The organism is Mesorhizobium sp. WSM4809, assembly GCF_055811655.1.
Window position 1 is genome coordinate 104,501 of the sequence record NZ_JBVVQW010000001.1, and the last position, 23,877, is coordinate 128,377.

The 23,877-nt window shown below is 60.7% G+C and carries 19 protein-coding genes; 10 read left to right on the forward strand and 9 right to left on the reverse strand.

The window, feature by feature from the left end; genetic code table 11:
• Positions 1–7: 7 nt before the first annotated feature.
• Together AC0L24_RS00420 and AC0L24_RS00425 are read right to left on the reverse strand one after the other, a co-directional pair.
• Positions 8–1,489 (reverse strand): NAD-dependent succinate-semialdehyde dehydrogenase, encoded by a 1,482-nt coding sequence (locus AC0L24_RS00420; RefSeq protein ID WP_127811198.1) that lies wholly within the window; start codon positions 1,487–1,489, stop codon positions 8–10.
• Between the two features lie 16 nt (positions 1,490–1,505).
• Positions 1,506–2,732 carry an iron-containing alcohol dehydrogenase gene (locus AC0L24_RS00425; protein ID WP_127811197.1) on the reverse strand — a complete coding sequence of 409 codons (1,227 nt, stop codon included), beginning with the start codon at positions 2,730–2,732 and terminating at the stop codon, positions 1,506–1,508.
• 176 nt (positions 2,733–2,908) lie between these two features.
• Between AC0L24_RS00425 and AC0L24_RS00430 the strand changes: the two genes are divergently transcribed.
• From AC0L24_RS00430 to AC0L24_RS00475, 10 genes are all read left to right on the forward strand, one after another.
• Entirely contained in the window at positions 2,909–3,610 is a 702-nt protein-coding gene (locus AC0L24_RS00430; RefSeq protein ID WP_127267874.1) for a GntR family transcriptional regulator, read from the forward strand.
• A gap of 11 nt (positions 3,611–3,621) precedes the next feature.
• On the forward strand, positions 3,622–5,214 hold the full coding sequence (locus tag AC0L24_RS00435) for a sugar ABC transporter ATP-binding protein (protein WP_127395958.1): 1,593 nt from the start codon (positions 3,622–3,624) through the stop codon (positions 5,212–5,214).
• Positions 5,202–6,200: an ABC transporter permease gene (locus tag AC0L24_RS00440; protein ID WP_127395959.1), complete on the forward strand. Its 999-nt coding sequence runs from the start codon at positions 5,202–5,204 to the stop codon at positions 6,198–6,200. Before AC0L24_RS00435 ends, AC0L24_RS00440 begins: the two co-directional genes overlap by 13 nt.
• A gap of 54 nt (positions 6,201–6,254) precedes the next feature.
• Positions 6,255–7,205 (forward strand): substrate-binding domain-containing protein, encoded by a 951-nt coding sequence (locus tag AC0L24_RS00445; protein WP_023808960.1) that lies wholly within the window; start codon positions 6,255–6,257, stop codon positions 7,203–7,205.
• A gap of 72 nt (positions 7,206–7,277) precedes the next feature.
• Positions 7,278–7,871: a DJ-1/PfpI family protein gene (locus AC0L24_RS00450; RefSeq protein WP_013533129.1), complete on the forward strand. Its 594-nt coding sequence runs from the start codon at positions 7,278–7,280 to the stop codon at positions 7,869–7,871.
• 1,283 nt (positions 7,872–9,154) lie between these two features.
• Positions 9,155–11,890: an AMP-binding protein gene (locus tag AC0L24_RS00455; RefSeq protein WP_473563312.1), complete on the forward strand. Its 2,736-nt coding sequence runs from the start codon at positions 9,155–9,157 to the stop codon at positions 11,888–11,890.
• Positions 11,887–12,870 (forward strand): NAD(+) synthase, encoded by a 984-nt coding sequence (gene nadE, locus AC0L24_RS00460; RefSeq protein ID WP_281040166.1) that lies wholly within the window; start codon positions 11,887–11,889, stop codon positions 12,868–12,870. Before AC0L24_RS00455 ends, nadE begins: the two co-directional genes overlap by 4 nt.
• 3 nt (positions 12,871–12,873) lie before the next feature.
• On the forward strand, positions 12,874–14,895 hold the full coding sequence (gene asnB, locus AC0L24_RS00465) for an asparagine synthase (glutamine-hydrolyzing) (protein WP_127811195.1): 2,022 nt from the start codon (positions 12,874–12,876) through the stop codon (positions 14,893–14,895).
• A complete protein-coding gene (locus AC0L24_RS00470) occupies positions 14,892–16,445 on the forward strand; it encodes a class I adenylate-forming enzyme family protein (RefSeq protein WP_164873901.1) in 1,554 nt (517 codons plus the stop codon). Before asnB ends, AC0L24_RS00470 begins: the two co-directional genes overlap by 4 nt.
• 40 nt (positions 16,446–16,485) lie before the next feature.
• Positions 16,486–16,752 carry an acyl carrier protein gene (locus AC0L24_RS00475; RefSeq protein WP_127398978.1) on the forward strand — a complete coding sequence of 89 codons (267 nt, stop codon included), beginning with the start codon at positions 16,486–16,488 and terminating at the stop codon, positions 16,750–16,752.
• 58 nt (positions 16,753–16,810) lie between these two features.
• Here the strand turns inward: AC0L24_RS00475 and AC0L24_RS00480 are convergent, their stop codons facing one another.
• The 7 genes from AC0L24_RS00480 to AC0L24_RS00510 form a co-directional block, all read right to left on the reverse strand.
• Entirely contained in the window at positions 16,811–17,491 is a 681-nt protein-coding gene (locus tag AC0L24_RS00480) for a N5-glutamine methyltransferase family protein (RefSeq protein WP_473563467.1), read from the reverse strand.
• Positions 17,492–17,617: 126 nt separating this feature from the next.
• A complete protein-coding gene (locus AC0L24_RS00485) occupies positions 17,618–18,829 on the reverse strand; it encodes a polysaccharide biosynthesis/export family protein (RefSeq protein WP_473563313.1) in 1,212 nt (403 codons plus the stop codon).
• Positions 18,830–18,866: 37 nt separating this feature from the next.
• On the reverse strand, positions 18,867–20,126 hold the full coding sequence (locus tag AC0L24_RS00490; protein ID WP_127811194.1) for a hypothetical protein: 1,260 nt from the start codon (positions 20,124–20,126) through the stop codon (positions 18,867–18,869).
• Entirely contained in the window at positions 20,123–21,127 is a 1,005-nt protein-coding gene (locus tag AC0L24_RS00495; RefSeq protein WP_127398900.1) for an SDR family NAD(P)-dependent oxidoreductase, read from the reverse strand. The genes AC0L24_RS00490 and AC0L24_RS00495 overlap by 4 nt, the downstream gene beginning before the upstream one ends.
• Before the next feature lie 86 nt (positions 21,128–21,213).
• Positions 21,214–21,888 carry a sugar transferase gene (locus AC0L24_RS00500; protein WP_127811193.1) on the reverse strand — a complete coding sequence of 225 codons (675 nt, stop codon included), beginning with the start codon at positions 21,886–21,888 and terminating at the stop codon, positions 21,214–21,216.
• Positions 21,885–23,021, reverse strand: coding sequence for a DegT/DnrJ/EryC1/StrS family aminotransferase (locus AC0L24_RS00505; protein ID WP_127811192.1), 1,137 nt, complete (start codon positions 23,019–23,021; stop codon positions 21,885–21,887). The genes AC0L24_RS00500 and AC0L24_RS00505 overlap by 4 nt, the downstream gene beginning before the upstream one ends.
• 39 nt (positions 23,022–23,060) lie before the next feature.
• Entirely contained in the window at positions 23,061–23,783 is a 723-nt protein-coding gene (locus AC0L24_RS00510; protein WP_127396530.1) for a nucleotidyltransferase family protein, read from the reverse strand.
• Positions 23,784–23,877 lie beyond the last annotated feature (94 nt).

A 23,877-nucleotide genomic window follows, 5' to 3' on the forward strand; every position in this document is an offset into this window, starting at 1 on the left:
TGCCGGTTCAGAAGGTGACGGCAATATATTTAGCCTCCATGAACTCGGCGATGCCGTGGTGCTGGCCGCCTTCGCGGCCAAGGCCACTCTGCTTGACGCCTCCGAATGGTGCGGCCGGATCCGACATCAGTCCTCGGTTGAGACCGATCATGCCGGCCTCGATCCCCGACGCCACCCGCATGCCGCGTCCAATATCGCGTGTGTATATATAAGCGGCCAGGCCATATTCCGTGTTGTTAGCATGTGCGATCGCCTCGGCCTCGGTGTCGAAGCGTGTGATGGGTGCCACCGGGCCGAAAATCTCCTCGTGCGCCATCTCCGCATCGGGCGGCACATCGGACAGCACTGTGGGCGGATAGAAGAATCCTTCTTCCTCCGAAATTGACCCGCCGCAAAGCACCTTGGCCCCCCGGCCCACGGCGTCCTTGACCAGGCGGTCGATCTTGTCGACAGCCTTTCTGGTGATCATCGGCCCGCATTCTGTGTCTGCATTCGGTCCCGCTCCCACCTTAAGTGCCGCCATGCGCTTGCGGAGCCCGTCGGCAAAAGCATCACAAATTCCCGATTGTACATAGAGGCGATTGGCGGCGGTGCAGGCTTCGCCGGCGTTGCGCATCTTGGCGATCATCGCGCCGTCGAGGGCGGCGTCGAGTTCGGCATCGTCGAAGACGACAAACGGGGCATTGCCGCCGAGTTCCATCGAACAGGAAATGACATGCTTTGAAGCCTCGCCGAGCAAGGTTCGGCCGACACCCGTCGACCCCGTGAAGGACAGCTTCCTGACGCGCGGATCGGCGAGCATGGCCGAAGTCAGCGGCCCGGGACTGGTCGTGGTCAGCACGTTGACGACACCGGCAGGCACGCCGGCTTCGCTGTAGAGTGCCGCCAGCGCATAGGCCGTCAGCGGTGTTTCACTTGCCGGCTTCAGGACGACAGTGCAGCCTGCCGCCAGCGCCGGCGCGATCTTGCGGGTCGCCATAGCGGCCGGAAAATTCCACGGTGTGATCAGCACGCAAATTCCGATCGGCTCATAATCCACCACGATGCGATTGCTGCCGGAGGGCGCGGTGCCGAACTCGCCGGTGATACGGACCGCTTCCTCAGCATTCCAACGGAAGAACTCGGCGGCGTACGCCACTTCGCCGCGCGCGTCGCGCAGCGCCTTGCCGTTCTCCAGGGAGATCAGCATGGCAAGCGTTTCGGAGCGTTCGACCATGAGTTCAAAACAGCGCCGAAGGATTTCCGAGCGTTTGCGCGGCGCCGTCTCCCGCCATCCTTTGGCCGCCTTGGCCGCGGCTTCGACGGCGGCGGTCGCGTCCTCGACTGTCGCATCGGGAACCGCCGCGATCACCGCCCCGGAGGAGGGATCGACGACATCGATGAGCCGACCGTCGGAGGACGGTCGCCAAGTGCCGTCAATGTAGAGCCCGTGCGAAAAACCGCGCACGTCATAGCCGTCCTGGTCGAGTTGCTGAGCGTTCAAGTTCATCGCTTTGTTCCGTTTTTCACATAACGCAGGCGGCGAGGTCGCCGTCATGGGCAGCCTGGACGAGGCGTCGCATCGTGCCGAGATCGAAGGCACGCGGATTGTTCTTGATCAGGCGGTCGATGCCGAGCGCTTGCTCGGCTGTCCAGTCAAGCTTATCGGCGGGGAGGCCTAAATCCGCCAGTGTCGGCGTAATACCGATCGCCGCGAACAATCGCCTGATCTCCTCGATTGTGGCGGCTGCCATCTCGGCGGCGGTTCTGGCCTTGGTCTCCAAGCCAAGTGCCGCGCCGATCTCTGCCATCTCGTGAGCGGCGACGCGGCTGTTATAGGTCATCACGTAAGGCATCATTGTCGCCACGCCCAAACCATGGGCGGTGTGGGTGAGGGCGCCTGCCGGATATTGCACGGCATGTGCCGCCGCCGTGCCGGCGGTGCCGAACGCGCAGCCCGCCGCCAGAGCGCCCATCATGACATCGGCGCGCGCGTCGGCATCGGTGCCGTCGCTGCAGGCTTTCTCCAGGCTCCTGCCAAGCAGTTTTATCGCGAGCAACGCGAAATGGTCGGTCAGCGCAGTCTTGCCGATGAAGACATGCTGTTGCGGCAGATTGGGGTCTTCACCGCGCCGCATGGCGGTGAAGGCCTCGATCGCATGGGTCAGCGCGTCAGCGCCGGCGATCGCGGTCAGGCCGGGGGGGCAGGTCATAGTCAGTTCGGGATCGCACAGAGCTACTGCGGCGATAAGGTGAGGGCTCGATATGCCGACCTTGAGCGTCCGGTCCGGGTCGGAAATCACCGCGACCGGCGTCACCTCGGAGCCGGTGCCGGCCGTGGTAGGCACGGCGATCAGCGGCAGTGTCGGACCCGGCACCTTGAACTCCCCGTAATAGTCCTGGAGCTTGCCGCCATGGCTGAGAAGCAGCGTGGTGCATTTGGCGAAATCGAGACAGCTGCCGCCGCCGATTCCGATCACCATGTCCGGCCTGAACCCCTTCGCTTCCTCGACACAGATGCCGACCGTGTCGCGAGGCACGTCGGGCAGAACGCGGTCATGCACAAGGACTTCGATCGAGGCTGACTGAAGGGACTTGATGATGTCGGCGAATACCGCTGTGCCCGCGAAACGCTCATCGGTGCAGACCAGCGCGCGTCGGCCGAACCGGGCGGCGACCGTCGGCAACACATGGCGCTGCCCCTTCCCGAACAGGATTTCACGCGGCAACCGCAGGGCGGCGAAGAGGGTCATGATCGGTCCTTTGACGGCGGCTGACTGGAAACGGAGGCATTGAACTGGGCTTGGATCGGACGGTCTAAGAGCGTGTCTCTCGCCCCTAAAAAATATCCGCTTTAAAATCGTATAGGATATAGGATTGCATCGACGGAACCATCGTGTTAGCAGTCCTCACTGTCAAGAGGCAAAATATGCAGACCGCAAACTTACCCGACCCAAGCGACGCCACCATTGGAGCTGGTCGCATCCAGCGCGCCAACAGTCTCGTCGAAGATGTCTATGAAGCCATCTTCGCGCAGTTGATGGCGCTGAAGATCCCACCAGGCTCACGCATTACAGTCGACAGCCTGGTCAAGGAATTCAACGTCTCGCACACGCCGATCCGCGAAGCCCTTGGCCGGCTCGAAGGCGAAGGCCTCGTGCTCAAGACGCATTTGATCGGTTATCGTGCCGCACCCCAGATCACCCGGCGCCGTTTCGACGAATTGTACGAAATGCGTCTGCTGCTCGAACCGCATGGCGCCGCGAAGGCCGCCGCAATGATGGACGAGGCCAAGTTCAATGTGTTGCTCGAAGCCGCCGGCGTGATGTCACGCCGCGAAGGCAAGGATGATCGCGTACGCTATTCGAACTTCGCCAGGCAGGATGCGATCTTCCACGACAAGATCTTGGAGTTTTCTCAAAACGAACTCATCCGCGAGACGTTGAGCCACCAGCACACGCACTTCCACATCTTCCGCCTGATGTTTCATGCACGTGTGACCGAAGAGGCACTTGACGAACACGAGGCGATTCTTGCCGCGTTCGGCTCTGCCGATCCCGATGCCGCCGCAAAGGCGATGCGCATCCATATAGAGCACTCGCGCGATCGCCTGCTCCCGGCATTCGATTGAGGTCGGAACGGATGTCCATTGCCGCGAATATCGCCGGGGAGGGCGGGAGCACGTTGTCCAGCAATGCGCATGGTTCGCTCGAACCGGTGCTGCGCGCCCAGCAATTGTCCAAGCAATACGGCCCGGTGACGGTGTTGTCGGACGTCACCCTAGACGTCCTCCCTGGTGAGATCCACGCCATCATTGGCGAGAACGGTGCCGGCAAGTCGACGTTGATGCGGCTGTTGTCCGGCTATGTCGAGCCAAGCCACGGCACATTGTCGATGAACGGACACGCGGTGAAATTTGCCAAGCCCAGCCAGGCACAGGATGCCGGTATCGCTTTGGTTCACCAGGAGATCCTGCTCGCCGAGGGGCTCACGGTCACCGACAATCTGTTTCTCGGGCGAGAGCTTTCGCGTGGCCTGGTCGTGGATGACCGCACCATGCGCCGGCTGGCAGCCGAGAAACTGGAGCAGATCGGTTGCGTGGTCTCGCCGAGGGCACTGGTGCGCGACGTCTCGCTGGCAGACCGGCAGATGGTGCAGATCGCTCGTGCTCTGCTTGACGACTATAAATTGGTTATCTTCGACGAGCCGACCGCCGTTCTGACCGGTGGCGAGGTCGAGCGCCTGCTGGAGATCGTCCTGCGACTGAAGGCTCACGGCACCGCCGTGCTGTATATCAGCCACCGGTTGGACGAGGTGCAACGGGTGGCCGACAAGGTGACCGTTCTGCGCGACGGCAAGATGGTCGGCACCTATCCCGGCAAGACGCTGAGCCAGATGGATATGGCGCGGCTGATGGTCGGTCGCGAACTGACCGCACTCTATCCTGAAAGGACCGCAGCGCCTTCGGATGTACCGATGCTGAGCGTGAGGAACGCCTCCGTTCCCGGCTATGCGGAGGACGTGTCGTTCACGGTCCACAAAGGCGAGATCCTCGGGTTCGCCGGCATGGTCGGCGCAGGCCGAACCGAACTCTTCGAAGGCATTATCGGCCTGCGCCCGTCGGCCGCCAAGGTCGAACTTGAGGGCAAGTCGATCCATTTCCAATCGCCGCGCGCGGCGATCGACGCCGGCGTCGGTTACCTGACCGAGGATCGCAAGGGCAAGGGACTGCTGCTGCAGGAGCACCTGGCGCCTAACCTGACGCTGTCGGCGCTCGGTGTGTTCCATCCCGGCCTCTCGATGGGTCGGCGCAGTGAAGCGAAGGCCCTGGAACAGGCCGTGGAGGCATATGACATCAGGCTGAAGAGCCTCGGCGCCAAAGCGGGCCAGCTTTCCGGGGGCAATCAGCAGAAGCTGCTGCTGGCGAAGGTGCTGCTGACCGATCCTTCGGTGGTCATTATCGACGAGCCCACGCGTGGCATCGACATCGCCAACAAGGCGCAGATCTATGCCTTCATCCAGGAGCTTGTGGCGAAGGGCAAGGCCTGCATCGTCATCTCTTCGGAGATGCAGGAATTGATCGGCATCTGCGACCGCATCCTGGTGATGCGCGAAGGCCGCATCACCGGCGAGGTCAGCGGCGCCGAAATGACCGAAAGCAACGTGGCGGTACTGGCGACCAGTGGCCCCAAGCCAGGGCCAAAAGCCAAGGGAGGCACAGAATGGCTGTCATGACCGAATCCGCACCCAGGCGTCGCGCCCTGGATCTCAATGTCAGTTGGACCGACATCGGACCCTTCCTTGCGCTGGCGGCCCTCCTGGTCGTGGGTTACCTCATCAACCACGATTTCCTGTCCGCCACCAACCTCGCCAACGTCATCACTCGCAGCGCCTTCATCGCCATTATCGCGGTCGGCGCGACATTTGTGATCTCGTCCGGCGGGCTCGATCTTTCCGTCGGCTCGATGGCCGCCTTCATCACCGGCATCACCATCATGTTCATGAACACGGTGGCGCCGCATGCCGGTATCTGGGCTATTCCCGCCGGCATGGCGGTGGCGATCCTGGTCGGCCTGCTGTGCGGGCTTGCCAACGGCCTCATCGTCACGGTCGGCAGGATCGAACCGTTTATCGCCACGCTGGGCACGATGGGGATTTTCCGGGCGCTGATAACCTATCTGACCGACGGCGGCACGATACCGATCGACCGATCGCTGCGCGAGGCCTACCGGCCTGTCTATTTCGGCACGGTTGCCGGCATCCCGGTTCCAATCCTCATATCCATCGCCGTCGCCGCGGTCGCATCCTTCATCCTGTACAAGATGAAATACGGCCGCAAATGCGCGGCGGTCGGCGCCAATGAGGATGTCGCCCGTTATTCCGGCATCTCGGTGATCAGGACACGGACCGTCGCCTATATCGTCCAGGGTGTCTGCGTGGCCATTGCCGCGATCTGCTACGTGCCGCGCCTGGGCGCCGCAACGCCGACGACCGGACAGCTTTGGGAACTGCAGGTCATCACCGCAGTGGTGATTGGCGGCACCGCGCTGCGCGGCGGCAAGGGCCATGTGTGGGGAACAGTCGCCGGCGCCGTCATCCTGGAGCTCATCGCCAACCTCATGGTGCTGTCGGACTTCGTCTCCGAATACCTCGTCGCCGCTGTTCAGGGCGTCATCATCATCATCGCCATGCTCATCCAGCGGTTTTCGAATTCGAAATAGCGCCGCGTCCGGACCACGCGGATCAACGTTCTTGTAGGTCCAAGGGAGAAGACAATGTTCAGTAGAAAATGGATTGCGGCGGCGACACTTGGCGCGCTGCTGCTGGCCGGCCAGGCCATGGCGCAAGACAAGAAGGTCATCGCGGTGTCGATACCGGCAGCCGACCACGGTTGGACGGCGGGCATCGTCTATCACGCACAAGCGGCGGCCAAGGAAATCAATGCTGCGTTCCCGAACGTCGAGGTGGTCGTGAAGACGTCGCCGTCCGCGGCGGAGCAGGTCAGCGCGCTTGAGGACCTGTCGGCCAGCCGCAAGCTGGACGCTTTGGTGATCCTGCCTTACAGCTCGGAAGAGCTGACTCAGCCGGTCAAGGCTATCAAGGACATGGGCACGTTCATCACCGTCGTCGATCGCGGTCTGACTGACGCCTCCGTCCAGGATCTTTACCTCGCCGGCGACAATATCGCGGTTGGCACCAACACAGCCAAGTTCATGATCGACAAGCTCGGCGGCAAGGGCGACGTCGTTGTGCTGCGCGGCATTCCGACCGTCATCGACGACGAGCGCATCAAGGGCTTCCAGGACACGATCAAGGGTACGAACCTGAAAGTCCTCGACATCCAATACGCGCATTGGAACAGCGACGAGGCCTTCAAGCTGATGCAGGACTATTTGGCCAAGTACCCGCATATCGATGCGGTCTGGGCCAATGACGACGACATGCTGCTTGGCGTGCTCGAAGCGGTCAAGCAATCGGGCCGGACCGATATCAAGCTGGCGCTCGGTGGCAACGGCATGAAGGACATCGTCAAGAAGGTGATCGACGGCGACGCCATGACGCCGGTCGAGACGCCATATCCGCCGTCGATGATCAAGACCGCGATCTACATGACCGTCGCCAACCTGATCGGCCAGGCACCCGTCCGTGGCACCGTCAAGCTCGACGCGCCGTTGATCACCCAAGCCAACGCCAAGGAATACTATTTCCCTGACTCGCCATTCTAACCCTATCCGATTTCACCGAAAGGCAGGGCGCGGTCTGCGCCTCGCCTAGCTCAAACACTGAGAGGAAGAGCCATGCCAGGCAAAAAGATACTGATGCTGACCGGTGAGTTCACCGAAGAATACGAAATCTTTGTCTATCAGCAAGCCATGGAAGCCGTCGGCCACACCATCCACGTGGTATGCCCGGACAAGAACGCCGGAGATCTGATCAAGACCTCGCTGCACGACTTCGAGGGCGACCAGACCTACACCGAAAAGCTCGGCCACTATGCGCTGATCAACAAGACTTTCTCGGAAGCTGAGAGGCAGCTCGATCAATATCATGCCGTCTACTGCGCGGGCGGCCGCGGCCCGGAATACATCCGCACCGACAAGCGCGTGCAGGCGATCGTGCGCCATTTCCACGAGGCCAAGAAGCCGATCTTCACCATCTGCCACGGTGTGCAGATCCTGATCGCTGTCGACGGCGTGGTGCGTGGCAAGAAGGTCGCAGCACTCGGCGCCTGCGAGCCTGAAGTGACACTGGCGGGTGGCACCTATATCGACCTGTCGCCGACCGAGGCCTATGTGGACGGGACAATGGTTTCTGCCAAAGGCTGGACGGCGCTTGCTGCGTTCATCCGCGAATGTTTGAAGGTGCTGGGAACGGAAATCCGCCACGCGTAAGCTTCTGGAACCGACGCATTCCCCAAGGGATGCGTCGGTTCTCTTCAATAGCGCCTCCATATCCATATCAATTCGGTCGGGATCGCGGCTGTCGAGCGCACCGGTATAGGCGAGATGCTCAAGGAGTGCCGCCTGGTTGCGCTGCTTTCGTCCTTCTTGTGCTGGCGCGCGGCGCTGTTTCGGCGTCCGGATTAGAGGTCGTGTCGTCGACCGTGCGGCCCGTCGTCGCCCCAAGCGATCACGCTCGGTGCCGAGGTCCGGTGAACAAGTTCCCACAAAACCTTCTGACAACCGTTCGATCGGCGCTCAGGCGCGACGTCACCATGAAAGCGGGATGCGCCTGAGTTCAGGCCTGCGTCAGTCAAGCTGGCATCGCGGGCAAATGGTCTCCCGGCGTCCGGGTTGGTCATCGGCCTGACGAAAAGAACGGCGTCTAGGAACGATTCCGGCCGGCTGCCGTTGCCTAACATTAGATATCTCTTATGGAAGTTGCGAAATGCCGCTGTGTCAGAATCTATGCCCTCTTGAAATGACGTTCAAATGCCCGCGTTGCGGATTGGCTTTGCTGAAACCCGGGCGCTGGTTTCAGGTTGCATCCAAATATCGCTGCGAGGGGTGTCACAGCGAAATCCGGATTACTTATCCCGACAAGATTGCACTGTTCCAGAAGCATGCGGCGCAGCGCGAGGCTCCACCTTCGCCAAAGCATAGCTCAGTCCTGACCAAGTCATTCAGCGGCTAGGCCATGGTCCTGCCCGGGGGCGGCGGGGCGACTGAACGCTGACTGCCGGCGGCAGGGTTGCCTGTTGCATGGAACGAAATCCGTTCCCTGCGGTTGGAAGGTCATGCCTCCAGCTACACGCAATTGCACCGGCCATGCCCTGCAGTCAGGAGCAGTGATGCAAACATACCTGGTAGAGCAAATGGAAGGGGACGACGTGGTTGCGGCGAGTAATGTCAATGCGTCCAGCCCGTTCACGGCGGCGACTATATCAACAGGACGCCAGGTTACCCTGAGGACATGGGAAAACAACTGGGTTCGTGTCACGGATGAGCTTGGAGGGGAAGTATTCGCATACTGCTTCGTTTCAGGCACTGGCGAAGCGGACCGCAGCGCACAGCCCGACACTTCGGTAAGGTAGCACAGCCGAGCGAGCGCAGGCTGGCATGCTCAACTTCGAACGATTTAAGCGATCAAGACCGCCTCGCGCATCATCCGAATGATTGATGAAAAGATCATGCCGCGGGGCGATAAGCGGCAACAATCCTAGCGTGGGGCCCTTATGTCTCTGGCGCATTTAGAATCTTCGAGGGCGATTCAAACGGTGCAGGCTGACTACCAAGCGGTGGTCTCTTGTCGATGGTCAAAAGTTCCCGATCATGCTCTTGACGAGGGCGGGCCCGTTCTACGCCTGCATCAACGGATGGGAACTGGCTTCGTCGATATTCCGGTCTTTGATCACCTGAGGGAAATCGCCGGGCGTTATTCCGAGAAATTAGCCGCCAGCGACGGCACCAACCGACTGACCTATTCCGAGCTTTTTCGGGCGGTCGAGGCCTTGGCCAGCCGGATTGAAGCCGTCGTTCCCGACGGAAATGCGGTTGGAATACTTCAGGCCAACTCGGTCTGGTACACCGTTGCCATGCTGGCCAGCATGGCATCCGGTCGACCGTCGGTGCCGCTTAACGTGCGAGATCCGGACTCGCGCATCAACGAAATCGTCGCCGACGCGAGGCTCTCCGCCATAATTGGCGACAAAGGCCTCCACGGCCTTGATCTGCCCCAGCACGTTGCCCGGATCGAGATAGCGCAATCGTTGCAGGCAACGCTTCGTCCAGCTGGACACCGTACCGTTTCTGTCGATGCACCGGCAATCGTGCTTTATACCTCCGGCAGCACGGGCCGCCCCAAGGGAATTGTCAACAGCCAGCGGAACTTGCTGTGCCGGGTGCAGCAATATGTCGACGCGTGCCACATCAATGCGCAGGATGTTTTCCTGCCCCTGACCGGCCCGGCAACCATCGCCGGTTGTCGGGAAATCCTTGCCGCTCTTCTTACGGGTGCTACGTTGCAGCTTGTGGAGGTCGAAGCCGTGGGCCTGCGCGCGGTTCGCGGCCGCATGCAATCGGAAGGCGTGACGATCACCTATCTGGTGCCGGCATTGCTTCGCGCTCTCCTGGCGGATGAGCCCGCGGACGCCTTTGGTTCACTCAGGGTTGCCCGAATTGGAGGCGAGAAGGTGTCCTCGGCCGACATCCGCCTGGTGCGCAAGGCTGTCCCGCCAACTTGCCTGGTGCAGATCGGCTATTCATCGACGGAAACGACTGGATCGCAGTGGTTCTTGCCGCACGATTGGCCGGAATTCGATTCCTCAGCTCCCGTCGGTTGGCTGCTTCCGGGAATCGGCTTCGCGATTGTCGATGAAGAGGGTTACCCGGTTCAGCCCGGCAAGATCGGAGAACTGTTGATCAGAAGCCCGTATGTCGCACTCGGATATTGGGAAAATGGGGCAGTCGTTCCGTTTGAAATAGATCCCGACGACCAGACGCTTCGTATCTTTGCGACGGGCGATCTTGTGCAAATTGGGAGTGATGGCCTGTTGCGGATCATCGGTCGCAAAGGGCGCCAGATAAAGGTCAATGGGCGGCGCGTTGAGCCGGCCGAACTCGAACGGGTTCTGCGTGGCGCGCCGTCGGTGAAGGATGCCGTGGTTATCGTCACCCCGGCGAATGAACTGGTTGCGTTCGCCGTCCCGCACGGCGGGGCGGGAGCCAGTTTTTGCGACGAGCTGCGCCAACTTGCCAGGACAAAATTGCCGCCGGCGCTTTGCCCGCTGCGGCTCCATGCAAGCGCCGAGATACCGCGACTGGCCAGCGGAAAGATCGATATGGCAACGCTGGCTGCAATCGACCTTTCGGTTCGGGAAACAACGCCCCCACCGCAAATCGCCCATGCGGGAAATGAAGTTCCTGCTCATCAGATAGTACGGCGTGCCTGGACCAAGGTCCTTAAGACGCGGGTCGCCCTGGGGTGCTGGGATGAAGCGGGGGGAGATTCGCTTAAGCTGCTCCATTGCGTGATGGAAATCGAAAGCGCGATCGGGCAGGAGCTCGGATTGGAAGCCTTCACGGTTGGAATGAGCTTCGATGAGATGGTTGCAGCGGTCATTTCCGCTCAAGGAGGCGGAGAGCACGCGCCCGCCTGGAAACACGAGCCTCCGCTGCTTTTCCTTTTCCCCGGTTCGGTCGGCTATGGTCCGAGCCTTGCTTCGTTCGCATCGGCAATAAGCAAGGTCGCCAGGGTGTCTCCCATCAGATATCCGGCCCTGGGCATGATCCTGCAAGGTCAGAACACTGTCGCCGCAATGGTCGAAGCTGCAATCGATCATATCAACCGCGTGCAGCCTACCGGCTGTGTTCGCCTGCTTGGCCACTCGCTCGGAGGAGCGGTCGCTTTTGAGGTTGCCGCGCGTCTGCTTGATCAAGGGCGAGCGGTAGCGTTCACGGGCATTCTGGATACCAGTCTGGTCGGCGAGCGCAGCAAGCGTTGGGAGACCATTACCCGGACATTTCACCGGATCCGAACCAATCGTATATCGGCTAGTCGGGTGGCGTGCCGCGCGCTTGCCAAGGTCGCGGTCAAAATGCACTGCGAATCCCGGCTTGCCAGCTTCCTCGACCGCTATGCCGAGGGTCAGTTCAACCCGACGAGCTTCAGAACCAAACTGGAACTGCAGGAGGTTCTGCGGGCGCGCGCCTTCTTCCAATGGCTGGCAGAACCCAGGCCGATACTGCCGATCACCGGCACCTTGTTCCGTTGCGCGCGGCCCGGAATGCCGCTTGCACTCGGGTGGGACCGGGCATTCGTCCATCTGGACGTCATTCCGATCGCCGGCACTCACATCGACATGGTCGTGGAGCCCCATCTGACCATCAATCGCCCGCTCATCGAAAACGCTGTGACCGAGACCTACTCTTCAGTCGAGTCACGCCAACAGGAGGCAGTGTCATCGACCTGATCGGGGAATTCAGCAGCGATGTGCTGGCGCTCGATGCCCGGCTGGAGATCGATCGCATCGTCGAGACTTTGCGCGAACAGGTTCTCGGCACACAACGGCGTCGCGGAGTGGTCGTCGGGCTCTCCGGAGGCATCGACAGTTCGGTCGTCGCAACGCTGTGCGCACGGGCGTTCGGGAAGGACAAGGTGCTCGGCCTGTTCATGCCGGAGCGCCATTCGTCAGGCGACTCGTTGAGGCTTGGCCGCAGCGTCGCCGGGCAGCTTGGCATCGACACAATCCTTGAAGATATCGAGCCGGCGCTTGAAGGCATCGGCGCCTACGCCCGACAGATCGAGGCCATCCGAACTGCCGTCCCTGGATATGGCGAAGGCTGGAAATGCAAGCTGGTCATGGCATCGGTGCTGGAGAGCAGCGGCCTCAATATCACGCGCCTTACGGTCGAGGATCCGCACGGAAAGATCGACACCGTGCGTCTGTCGCCGGCGGCTTACCTGCAGATCGTCGCTGCCACCAACTACAAGCAGCGGGTTCGCAAGATGACTGAATATTATCACGCGGACCGCCTCAACTATGCAGTGGCAGGCACGCCGAACCGGCTCGAATACGACCAAGGCTTCTTCGTCAAGCAGGGCGACGGCGTCGCCGACGTGATGCCTATCGTCCATCTCTACAAGACGCAGGTTTACTATCTGGCGGAATATCTTGGTATTGACCAGGAGGTGCGAACAAGGCCGCCGACCACGGACACGTTTTCCATGGCGCAAACCCAGGAGGAGTTCTACTTCGCCTTGCCCTATCAGCTGATGGATTTGTGCCTCTACGGCATGAATCACGGAATTTCGGCCGGCGTGGTTGCCGCTGCCGCCGGCCTCACTGCCGCGCAAGTCGAGAAGGTCTATAAGGATATCGTCAGCAAACGCCGCGCTGCACGCTATCTTCACGCACGGCCACAGCTGCCCGCTGCGATGGACAGGGACTGACCCATGTGCGGCATCGCCGGAATTGTGGCGCTGAACGCGGCTGCGGAGCCTCCTTCACGAGCCGCGCTTCTACGAATGGCAGCCGCGCTCTCCCATCGAGGCCCGGACGAGAGCGGCCTTTACCGCGACAGGCGAGCGGGGCTGGCGCATACCCGCCTGTCGGTCATCGATCTCTCGACCGGACAGCAGCCTCTTGCCGACACAGGCAATACCACCTGGATCGTCTTCAACGGCGAGATCTTCAATTACGTCGAGCTGCGTGACCAGCTCATAGCCCTGGGACATCGTTTCCGCACCCGCAGCGATACGGAGGTCGTCGTGCATGCCTACCGCGCCTGGGGTGTGGGCGCGTTCGAGCGGCTGAACGGGCAATGGGCACTCGCCATCTGGGACTCGCTGACAGGCCGCCTCGTCCTGTCGCGCGATCGGTTCGGCATCTGCCCGCTGCATTTGTGCGAACACGCTGGCCGCCTGCATTTCGCCAGCGAAGTTAAGGCCATCTTCGCAGCCGACCCGGCGATACCGCGGGCCTTCGATCCGGCGGGGGTCGACCAGACTTTCACGCTGTGGACGGTCGTACCGCCGCAAGGCGTATTTCAGGGGATACAGGAACTTACCCCCGGCCACGTCCGCATCTACGACAATGGCAGCGTTCGTGAGCACGCTTTCTGGAAACCTTGCTATCCCGAGAGCGAGGACCTGGCCCATGGCACCTTCAGGGGCTCGCTGGAGGATGCGGTGGACGAAGTGCGCGGCGCCTTGCAGGCCGCGACGGCGCTTAGAATGGTCAAGGCGGATGTGCCGGTCGGCTGCTACCTTTCCGGCGGGCTCGACAGCTCACTTGTCGCCATGCTCGGGAGGCGCTTCGCCGGCGCGCCGCTCCAGACTTTCTCGTTGCGTTTTGCTGACGCCGAGTATGATGAAACCCGTTACCAGCGGCTGGTTGCCGGTGCGAGCGGCGGCGAGCACCACGAGGTGGTGGTTTCGCGCGGTGACATCGCCGACATCTTCCCGGATGTGATCCGTCACGCCGAGCGTCCGATTCTCAGGACGGCGCCGGCGCCGTTGTTCCTTCTCTCTAGGCTGGTGCGCGAACATGGTATCAAGGTCGTGCTGACCGGCGAGGGGGCCGACGAGATGTTCGCCGGCTACGACCTGTTCCGGGAAGGCAAGGTCCGCCGCTTCTGGGGGCGGCAGCCCGCATCCGCCCGCCGCGCGCGACTGCTGGAACGCCTCTACCCCTATCTGAGCCGCTCGCCGGTCAAGCAGCAGGCGATGGCGCGCCAGTTCTTCGGACACGGTCTTCATGCATTTGGCGCGCCCGGCTTCGCGCATGACACCCGCTGGCGCACCACCAGCGCCATCAAACGGCTGTTCTCGGCCGACATGCATGCCGAAGCGGCGCGCCACGACGCAGTGGCGGACCTGCTCTGCCGTCTGCCCGAAGAGTTTCCACGATGGGGTCCTCTCGCGCAGGACCAGTATCTTGAGATCAGGACGCTGATGTCGGGCTACCTGCTCTCCTCTCAGGGTGACAGGATGCTGATGGCCCACTCCGTCGAGGGGCGCTTCCCGTTCCTGGACGACAGGCTCGTGGCCTTGGCGAATTCGCTACCGGCCGACTACAAGCTGCGCATTCTGGATGAGAAACACGTGCTGAAGCGTGTGGCGAAATCGATCGTCCCCGCGGAAGTCGTGGCCCGCAAGAAGCAGCCCTACCGGGCGCCCAACGCACTTTGCTTCATGGGCGATAGCGCACCCGCCTATGTCCGCGAAGCACTCTCGGAGACTGCCCTGCGCGCGGCGAATGTCTTTGATCCGAACTCGGTCGCGCGCCTGCTGGACAAATGCGCTGCCAAGACCGGCGATGGCGATCTGTCCAACTCGGACAACATGGCGCTGGTCGGCGTGCTGTCGACGCAGCTCCTCCATCAGCAGTTTGTCGCAAGCCGTCCATCAAGCGGGCGTGCGGTCGACCTCAGGATAGATATCGATCGCCTGCACAGGGAAGAGGTGCTGGTATGATGCATGGCGCCGTCCCTCTGCTGCACGACTACCTCAGCCATTCGGCCGGCCGGCTCGGCGACAAGGTGGCGCTGGTGTGCGGCGGGCACCGGCTCGCCTATGATGAGCTTGAGACACGTTCCAACGCGGTCGCCCATCATCTCGTCACGTCCGGGGTCGCCCCCGGTGACCGCGTCATGATCTTCGCCGACAACACCGTCGAGACCGTGGTCAGCTTCTGGGCGGTTCTCAAGGCGAGCGCCGTTGTGTGCATCGTCAATCCGCTCACCAAGAGCGACAAGCTGGGGTATTTGCTCAACGATTGCCTGCCGGCAGCATTGATCACCGACAAACATTTGCAGGCAATCTTTACTGAACCGGCGCGTAACTGTCCGTCGCTGCGGCGGCTCATTGTCTCCGGTCCGGTGGACGTCGCCGAGCTCCGGGGATTGCCGCATGCCGTGCGCTGGGATGAGGCGGCTGCCGGCCACGGCAAAGCGCCGGCCCGCCGCCGCATCGATATCGATCTCGCAGCCATCATCTACACGTCGGGCTCGACCGGCGAACCCAAAGGCGTGATGCTGACGCACAGGAACATGATGGCAGCCTGCACGTCGATTGCCTCGTACCTCGAACTTGGCGAAGACGATGTGATCCTCAATGTCTTGCCCCTGGCCTTCGACTACGGCCTCTATCAGATGATAATGGCATTCCGTACCGGGGCGCGCTTGGTCCTCGAGCGCTCGTTTGCCTTCCCCGCACAGATACTTGCGATCATCGAAAGGGAGAGAGTTACAGGCTTTCCCGGCGTGCCAACCATCTTTGCCGCGCTGTCGGATCTCAAGACGCTGAAGGCAGATGATTTTGCAAGCATAAGGTATGTCACGAACACTGCCGCGGCACTGCCGCTCAAGCACATTCGCCTGCTCCAGGAACTGTTTGCCGATGCTCGCATCTATTCGATGTACGGCCTGACCGAATGCAAACGCTGCACCTATCTTCCGCCGGAAGATCTTGCTCGAAAACCGTTGAGCGTGGGGATCGCCATCCCGAACACCGAAATGTGGATTGTCGATGAGGATGACCGAAGGGTCGGTCCCAATGTCGTCGGCCAGCTGGTCATTCGCGGGGCAACGGTCATGAAGGGCTACTGGGGTAAGCCGGAGGCTACCGCGAGGAAGCTCAAGCCTGGCCCTTCGCCCGGCGAGCAGGTTCTGTACACCGGCGACTACTGCCGAATGGACGAGGAAGGCTACCTCTATTTTGTCGGCCGCAGCGATGAGATCATAAAATCGCGGGGAGAAAAGGTGGCGCCCAGGGAAGTCGAAAACGTGCTGATGGAAATCCCGGGAGTACGGGAAGCCGCGGTCGTTGGAGTTCCCGACGACCTGCTAGGGCAAGCAGTGAAAGCGTTTGTCGTCATGGAGCAAGGAACGATCATGGGCGAAAAGCAGCTGCGGATGGAATGTCAGAAGCGGCTGGAAAACTTCATGATTCCGAAGTCCATCCAGATTGTGTCCAGTCTACCGATGACGGACACGGGCAAGCTCAAGAAAATAGCGCTTTCATAAAGCGAACACCTGGAAATCATTTGGATCGGAGGCCAATTCAATGCTGAGCACGAACAACAGAATTGACACCTACAGCGATCAGATACGCGCCTTTCTGGCGTCAAACTTCTACGTGGCCGACCCGCGTGCGCTGGAGGTTGAAACGTCGTTGCTCGACCAGGGCATCATAGACTCGACTGGAGTGCTTGAAGTTATCGGCTTCGTCGAGGAGACATTCGGCATCACTGTCGAGGACAATGAACTTCTGCCTGAGAATTTCGATTCCATCCAGGGAATTGCACGTTACGTCCTCAGCAAGGAAAACTGATCGCCGGGCTACGGTTTAAGGGCGTCTTCCCAACCGAGCGCGCAACCCATGGCGCGGCTCATACTGGCGCTTTGGCCCGTGCACAAACCACCCTGGCCTCACCAGCTTTGTTCGCAACCGTGCGAATGCTCTCGTAGGCTTTGGAACGCTCAACCAAATTCATGACTTGCCGGTCCTGGCCAAGCCCAACCTCGAAAAGCAGCATACCACCTTGCCGCAGATAGCGCCGCGCCTCCTTGATCACCCGCATATGAATGCTCAGGCCGTAAGGCCCGGCAGCGAACGCCTCACGTGGTTCAAGTTCCATCAGATGCGCGCGGTCGTTTTCGAGCCGCTTCTCGGAGATGTAAGGCGGGTTGCAAACGACCAGATCGATCGTGCCTTCGAGCTCCAGACCCGAGAAGGAATTGAACAGGTCGCCCTGCAGCACCGAAATGCGTCCGGCCAGGCCAAGATGGGCGACATTCCGGCAGGTGGTTTCGACACAGCTGTCAGTGAGATCGCTCGCCCAGACGCGCGCGGTGGGGACCTTGTATCCAATGGCGCAGGCGAGATTGCCCGCTCCGCAGCACATGTCCACGACACGCGGGACCGGCCGATTAAGTTCACGAAGCACATTGAGGGCGGTGCTGCCGAGCAATTCCGTCTCCGGGCGAGGGACGAGCACGCCGGGCGCGACAACCAACTTCAGCCCCATGAAGCCGATGCGGCCGGTGATGTAGGCGCTGGCGACATCTATTTCACCAATCACGACAACCCCGCTTTCTTGATTTGCCCATGCCCGATTTCTCAGGTCGCCCGGGTCTTCATGCCGTGAGGCGAGGCATCAGCCACCGTCGTTCCCGGGTCGGTTCACGTCGCGTAACTACTGGATCGCCGCGCTCTGCAGGTCGCTGCTGAACCTCACCTCGATGGTGTCTCCAGGCGCGACCTCAGTGTCCTGGTCGACCGGTCGACTTCTCGACGCGTCGCCGGCTCCACCGGTTATTGTGATCCGCGCCTGGAAGGTTTCGCCGGCGACCGGCAGTGGAAGAGCGGACGCCCCTGATGGCTGAAGCTTCTGGCTGGCTGCGTGGAGCCTTGCAGTGGTCTCGGCGAGGCGAAGGTCGGTGTCCCTCAACTCGTTCAGAAGGCCGATCCTTCGTTGATTTTCATTGCGTTCCTGCTGCCTGACGAAGTCTTCCTGCTGGCGCCGCGTTCTCATGAGTTCGACCGAGGTCTCGAGCGCCCGGCTCGACGACATCAGCACCGCACGTCTGACATCGGCGAGCCTGCTGTTGGTCAGGTTGCCCGATTCGAACGATTTGGTGACCCGCGCCAGATCGTCCTCATCCTGTTTCACCGCTGCCGCTTCCGTCTGCTCGCGCTTGAGCAGAACCTCGACCTCAGCCTCGGCATCCTTGGCGGTCTTGTCGAGATAGCTTTGCTCCTGTTGAAAATTGTTCAGCGAAATTCTGAGACCCTCCGCTTCCGCCTGCGCGACCGCCGATATCAATACATTCGACAGGGGCGAGCCCTGCGGCGGCTGCATGTCAAATTCTGCCTGGTTCTGAAGTTCGGCGCGGATGCGGGCGCCATGAAAGTAGTCCCTGATGTAATCCCCCCAGATCGACTCGTAGTCGCGTCGCAGATCAACGGGATCAGGTCCGCTTTGGCTTGCCCGCGACCGCAGAAGGCTGAAACCGCCGGCGACCGCAATCGCCTGCCGGACTGTCATGAGTGGCCGGTAAGCCTGCTGCCCTGGCGTCAGCACATCGCCAGTCACGTAGATCGGCCGGTACTCCGCGATCACGGCCGTGACGTCGCTCGGCTTGATGACGATCATTTGCTCCCGTCCATCAGGCAGACGCTGGTGGACGATCTTGGTTGGCAGCACCGCTTCCATGCGCGTCTGCAATTCGGCCGGCGTCAACCCGCCAACCGGGATCATCCCGAACTGGGGCAGCGCGATCGAGCCATCCATCTGGACAACCGCGCGTTGCGTTCGTTCCGCTATGGAGGCAATTCCTATCTCCACCGTGTCGCCGGGGGAGAGCTTGTAGGCGGCCGGCGCTTCGGCCGCGGTTGCGCTGCTCAAGGCCAGGCATCCGACAAGTGCTGCAAAGGAAATTCGGCTAACGAAGGCCATTGGTGGCAATCTCCTTTTGATTCAGAACCGGCTGCGGCGGCCAATCGAGATGGGCGACGAATTCGTAGACCGGTCCGCCCGGTACCCCCCAATTGCTAGACCAGATCACTTGCGACCCATCAGGGGACGGGGACGCGTGTGTCTCGCTCCAATAATCGAACGGAGCGTTCCGCGTCTGCACGATCCGTCGGACCTCTCGACTGCCGTCGACACGCAGCGCGATCACCTCGCGCGAGTATGGAGCCCAGTCCGGCTGGCTTCGAACCTCCTCGGGATTGCCCCCGTAACTCATGAATGCCCATTCGGGCCGGTCCAAAGCGCGCAGCGACGCATGCTCGGCCTCGCCGAACTTCATGAGCGACGTGACCTTTCCATCGGACAGCCGACGTTTGATCACCTGATATTTGTCCGGGCTGGATTTGCTGATTCCGACGTAAATTTCGCTGCCGTCCGCGTCGAGAGTCATATCGCCATGGCCGGGCCGATGATGGTCCTTCCACGTCTGGCGCAAGGTGCCGTCGATTGCGAAAATGGCTCGCTGCTCGGTGCCGTCGGCCAGGTTTTGGAAACACAGGATGTTTTCTCCAAGCGGAGAAATGGTGCAGGAACTGGTCGTTCCGGCAACCTGGGCGAGATTGATGTCCGGGTATTTCAGACGCCGGTCGAGATCATATGCGAAGGCGACGGCAGCACCATCATCGCGGGTCGCGCGTACGGCAATGCGGCTGCCGTCACGACTTGGATTTCCCTTGGACGGGCCGAATTTGAGATCCCGATATTTCGCAGCGGCAAAAACTATGTCCTCACGATTGCTGCGGGGCGCCCAGGTCGAGATCTTCTGATCATCGACACAAATCATCAGATCCGCGTTTCGAGGGTGCCATTCGCACTCACCCGGCTTGTTGCGATGGAACAAAGGAACGTAGTTTTTCCCGTCGAGGAAGCACATGCCGTTGCAGCCGTTCATGAGGACAAGGAGGCTCTGATCGGCATTCCACGCTTGCGCGCTCGAGTACCGATGACTGCAATATATTTTGCCGCAGACAATTCCGCCGCCAAGAGCTCCGGGCTTGGTGATCCGAGTGAAGCTGATCCCTGTCGCCGGATCGGTTGCAGGTTTCAGGTAAGCGGGCAGATCCATTGCCGGCTCCGTGCCTGCCGCACCGCTCGGCCGGTTTCCGGCTGTGTGCAGCGCCAGCAGAGCGGCCATCAGCAGCACAGCCGGTATGAGCCGCGGAAAGGTCATGTCATATAGCTCATTTCGCGACGGACGCGGCCCTCGCTGAGGCGCGAACGCCACCACTCGATGGTTCTTTCCAGACCGTCACGCAGGCTTGTATGCGCCCGCCATCCGACTTTACTTTCAAGGTTCGAGGAATCGGCGAGCAACGCGCGAACCTCGGAGTTCTGCGGCCGCATCCGGCTTTCGTCGCGACGGACCGGTTTCCTGGTGCCACTCAACTCGAGCACCAACTCCAAAACGTCCGAGACACTGATGGCGCGCTGGCTGCCGGCATTGTAGGCATGGCCAAATTCAAGCTCGGCGGCCCCTGCCGCCACAAATGCCGCCGCAGTGTCTTCCACAAAGGTAAGGTCGCGGATAGGGCTGGTGTCGCCGACCATGATCGCCGGACAGTTCTCGTCCAGAGCCTGCCTTATGATGGTCGGCACGATGGCCCGCTCGCTCTGGCGCGGCCCGTATGTATTGAACGGCCGCAGGATTACCACCGGCACATCGAAGGACCTGGCATAAGACGCCGCCATCATGTCCGCGCCGATCTTGGATGCGGAGTAGGGGGACTGTCCCTGCAACGGGTGGGATTCGTGGATCGGCATGGTCAGAGCGGTGCCATAAACCTCGCTCGTGGACGTATGCACAATGCGCTCGGTTTCCCAGTGGCGTGCCGCTTCAAGGACATTCACGGTACCCAGCACATTGGTTTCCACATAGGATTGGGCAGCCGCATAGGAATAGGGAATCGCAATCAGCGCAGCCAGATGAAACACCACCGCCTGGCCGCGCACGATCCGGTTGATGAACGCGCTGTCACGAACGTCGCCACGAATGCATTGCAACTGGCTTCGAACGTGGTCGGGCAAATCATCCAGCCAGCCATGGCTGTCGAACGAGTTGTAGAGGGCCAGTGCCGTGACATCGGCCCCTTCGCGCACCAGCGCTTCCGTGAGGTGGGATCCGATAAATCCATCCGCACCGGTGACCAGGACTTTCCTGCCGCGATAGCTCACGACCGTGCACTCCTTCGATCGTGTGAGCCGTCAAACTGGCGAACGAACAACAATCCATTCATGCCAACTCTCCTCACTTGCCAACTCTACCCACTTGCCGCGGGAGGCAGGGACACGCCGAAAACCGCCCTAAAGCCCCGCATTATCCAGACGAGGTCCGATGCAATCGTGCGCCGCGGATAGTAGGCGAGGTCGATCGTTGCCTTGGCCGGGAACAGGACCTCTCGATAAAACAGGAGCGGATCAAGGGAGGGCGGGTAAAAACAGGCTTCGTGACGGAAGAGAACCTGGGTCGGGCCGAGCAGGCCAGGCTTCCACTGTAGGACAGCTTCATTGCCGCCGCGGAAACAATCGGCGAAGGCAAGGCTTTCCGGCCGCGGCCCGACAATTGCCATGTCCCCCGTGAAAACGTTCCACAGTTGGGGCAGCTCATCAAGTTTCGTTGCCGCGAGAAAACGGCCTACCTGCGTCATGCGGCTGTCATCGTTCATGGTCAGCGCAAGGCCGAAAGGATCGGCTGTCGTCTTGAATTTGCGGAACTTGTACATGCGAAACGGTTTTGCGCCGGCACCCAGGCGCGTCTGTACGAAAAACACCGGCCAACCACCTTCGACAAAGAGTGCAACGGCAATCAGGAGCATTAGTGGAGCGAGTACCATTCCCGCTGCTGCAGCGAGGATGATGTCCATCGCGCGTCTGGCAATTCCGTGGCTGGTGCCAGCGACGGCGGGCCGATGCATCGTCACGTCGAGTGCGTTCATGCCGCGGCTCCCGCACGCCCGCTGCTTTCAATCGCGGTGGCTAATGCAACAACCACCGACTCGATCGCACTTGCCGTAATTTGCGGGTGTAGTGGAATCGTCAATTCCCGCTGCGCGAAGTCCTCGGTCTTCGGCAGATGGATTTCAGTGAACATTTGGCGATAAAGTGTCATCTGGTGCACGGGCGTGTAGTGGATTGTAGTCTGTATCCCCTTCGTTCGCAGATGGTCGATCACCGTTTGCCGGTCGACGTCATGTGGCAGGAGGACAGGCATGATGTGGTACGCCGAGGTCCGCGGTTTGCCGAACGGGACTGTCACAGCGGAGCAATAATCTGCGATCAGACGCCGATAGAGGACGACCAATATGCGCCGGATTTCATTCCATTCCTGCAGATTCTGAAGTTGGACCAAGCCAATAGCGGCGCGCAACTCGTCCATGCGATAATTGAAACCGAGCATCGTCACGTCGTATTGCGGCGTGCGGCTGTTCAACCGCTGATGTGTGCCACTGGTCATTCCATGTCCGCGAGCCTGGCGGATCGTTTCACGGAGCTGTGCATCCCGGGCAATAACGGCCCCACCTTCCGCGGTGGTCATGTTCTTGTTGCCGTAGAAGCTGAAGGCCGCGGCCGCACCGTAAGTCCCCACCTCCTTAAGGCCGGGAGCATGCGCGGCATCCTCGACGATATGCAGTCCTCGCACACGGGCAAATCTCTGCCATTCTTCCCGGTCGGCAAGATAGCCGGCAAAGTGGACGAGAATGACAGCCTTGGTACGTCCGGTGCATTTGGCCTCCGCGTCACTTAGGGACATCAGTGGCACTTCGGCCGACTCTATGTCGACGAATACCGGTGTTGCTCCTACGTAGAGCACTGCATTCGCGGTCGCCACGAAGGTCAGCGAGGGAACCAGCACTTCGTCTCCGGGGCCGATCCCAAGTCCATGGAGAATGAGATGCAGGGCGGCGGTGCAAGAGCTGACGGCGACGCAATCGACCGCACCATGCACGGCTGCGAAGGCCTCTTCAAAGGCTCTTACCTGGTCCCCCATCGTCAGCCACCCACTGTCGACAACTTTGGCCAGGGCTGCCTTTTCCGGAAAGCCAAGAATAGGAGCGCTGACCAAGAGCATTACGACCTCCTCATATTGGCGCGGCAGGGCGTTCAGCCCTCAAGCGGCCGCTGCCGAGACCTCGATCGATGCGGACTGCTCTTCCCAGGCGATGGTTTGTGCGTTTTGAAAATCTTCAACGCGTCCGATATCCAGCCAAAGCCCGTCATGTTTGTAGACGTGCACATTCGTGCCGTTTTGCATCATCTGCAGCATGAGGTCGTCGAATCCAAAGGCGATGCCGTCAGGTATAAAACGAAAAACATCTGGATTCATGCAATATATACCCATACTTACCAGATGAGACAGCGTCGGTTTTTCGCGAAATACCTGGACAGTATTGCCGACCTCGTCGATGACGCCGAAGTCCATCTTGATGATGCGGGAAGCTGTGGCTATGGTGACTGGATCCGTATGAGTGCGGTGTGACGCCACAAACCGGCTGAGACTGAGATCGGTAAGTACGTCCCCATTGAGAACAATGAACGGCTCGTCCAGTTCCTCCCTGATCAGGGAGAGCGGGCCAATAGTGCCGAGAGGTTCCAACTCCTGGGTATAGCGTATCCTTAGATTCCACTGTGATCCGTCTCCGCATACGGTGCGGATCAAGTGCCCCAGATAGCCGGTCGTGACGTAGACATCCTGAATGCCGTTCCGTCGCAGCCACTTCAAAAGCAATTCAAGAACCGGTCGAGCACCGATCGGCATGAGAGGCTTGGGCAAGATGGATGTGAAAGGCCGAAGGCGTGTTCCCATTCCACCGCACTGAATGACCGCTTTCATCTCGTCCTCCTGTTGATACGACTGTCGCGGTGTGATGGGTCCAGCCCACCCGGCCGGAAGGTACGCCAGTGTTGGCTTCGCCTCTCCGGAGTGC

What these genes read in the sequence shown, in the direction of transcription:
- AC0L24_RS00420 (WP_127811198.1), bottom strand. Translation starts at nt 1,489, where the DNA reads ATGAACTTGAACGCTCAGCAACTCGACCAGGACGGCTATGACGTGCGC.
- AC0L24_RS00425 (WP_127811197.1), bottom strand. Translation starts at nt 2,732, where the DNA reads ATGACCCTCTTCGCCGCCCTGCGGTTGCCGCGTGAAATCCTGTTCGGG.
- AC0L24_RS00430 (WP_127267874.1), top strand. Translation starts at nt 2,909, where the DNA reads ATGCAGACCGCAAACTTACCCGACCCAAGCGACGCCACCATTGGAGCT.
- AC0L24_RS00435 (WP_127395958.1), top strand. Translation starts at nt 3,622, where the DNA reads ATGTCCATTGCCGCGAATATCGCCGGGGAGGGCGGGAGCACGTTGTCC.
- AC0L24_RS00440 (WP_127395959.1), top strand. Translation starts at nt 5,202, where the DNA reads ATGGCTGTCATGACCGAATCCGCACCCAGGCGTCGCGCCCTGGATCTC.
- AC0L24_RS00445 (WP_023808960.1), top strand. Translation starts at nt 6,255, where the DNA reads ATGTTCAGTAGAAAATGGATTGCGGCGGCGACACTTGGCGCGCTGCTG.
- AC0L24_RS00450 (WP_013533129.1), top strand. Translation starts at nt 7,278, where the DNA reads ATGCCAGGCAAAAAGATACTGATGCTGACCGGTGAGTTCACCGAAGAA.
- AC0L24_RS00455 (WP_473563312.1), top strand. Translation starts at nt 9,155, where the DNA reads ATGTCTCTGGCGCATTTAGAATCTTCGAGGGCGATTCAAACGGTGCAG.
- asnB (WP_127811195.1), top strand. Translation starts at nt 12,874, where the DNA reads ATGTGCGGCATCGCCGGAATTGTGGCGCTGAACGCGGCTGCGGAGCCT.
- AC0L24_RS00470 (WP_164873901.1), top strand. Translation starts at nt 14,892, where the DNA reads ATGATGCATGGCGCCGTCCCTCTGCTGCACGACTACCTCAGCCATTCG.
- AC0L24_RS00475 (WP_127398978.1), top strand. Translation starts at nt 16,486, where the DNA reads ATGCTGAGCACGAACAACAGAATTGACACCTACAGCGATCAGATACGC.
- AC0L24_RS00490 (WP_127811194.1), bottom strand. Translation starts at nt 20,126, where the DNA reads ATGACCTTTCCGCGGCTCATACCGGCTGTGCTGCTGATGGCCGCTCTG.
- AC0L24_RS00500 (WP_127811193.1), bottom strand. Translation starts at nt 21,888, where the DNA reads ATGAACGCACTCGACGTGACGATGCATCGGCCCGCCGTCGCTGGCACC.
- AC0L24_RS00505 (WP_127811192.1), bottom strand. Translation starts at nt 23,021, where the DNA reads ATGCTCTTGGTCAGCGCTCCTATTCTTGGCTTTCCGGAAAAGGCAGCC.
- AC0L24_RS00510 (WP_127396530.1), bottom strand. Translation starts at nt 23,783, where the DNA reads ATGAAAGCGGTCATTCAGTGCGGTGGAATGGGAACACGCCTTCGGCCT.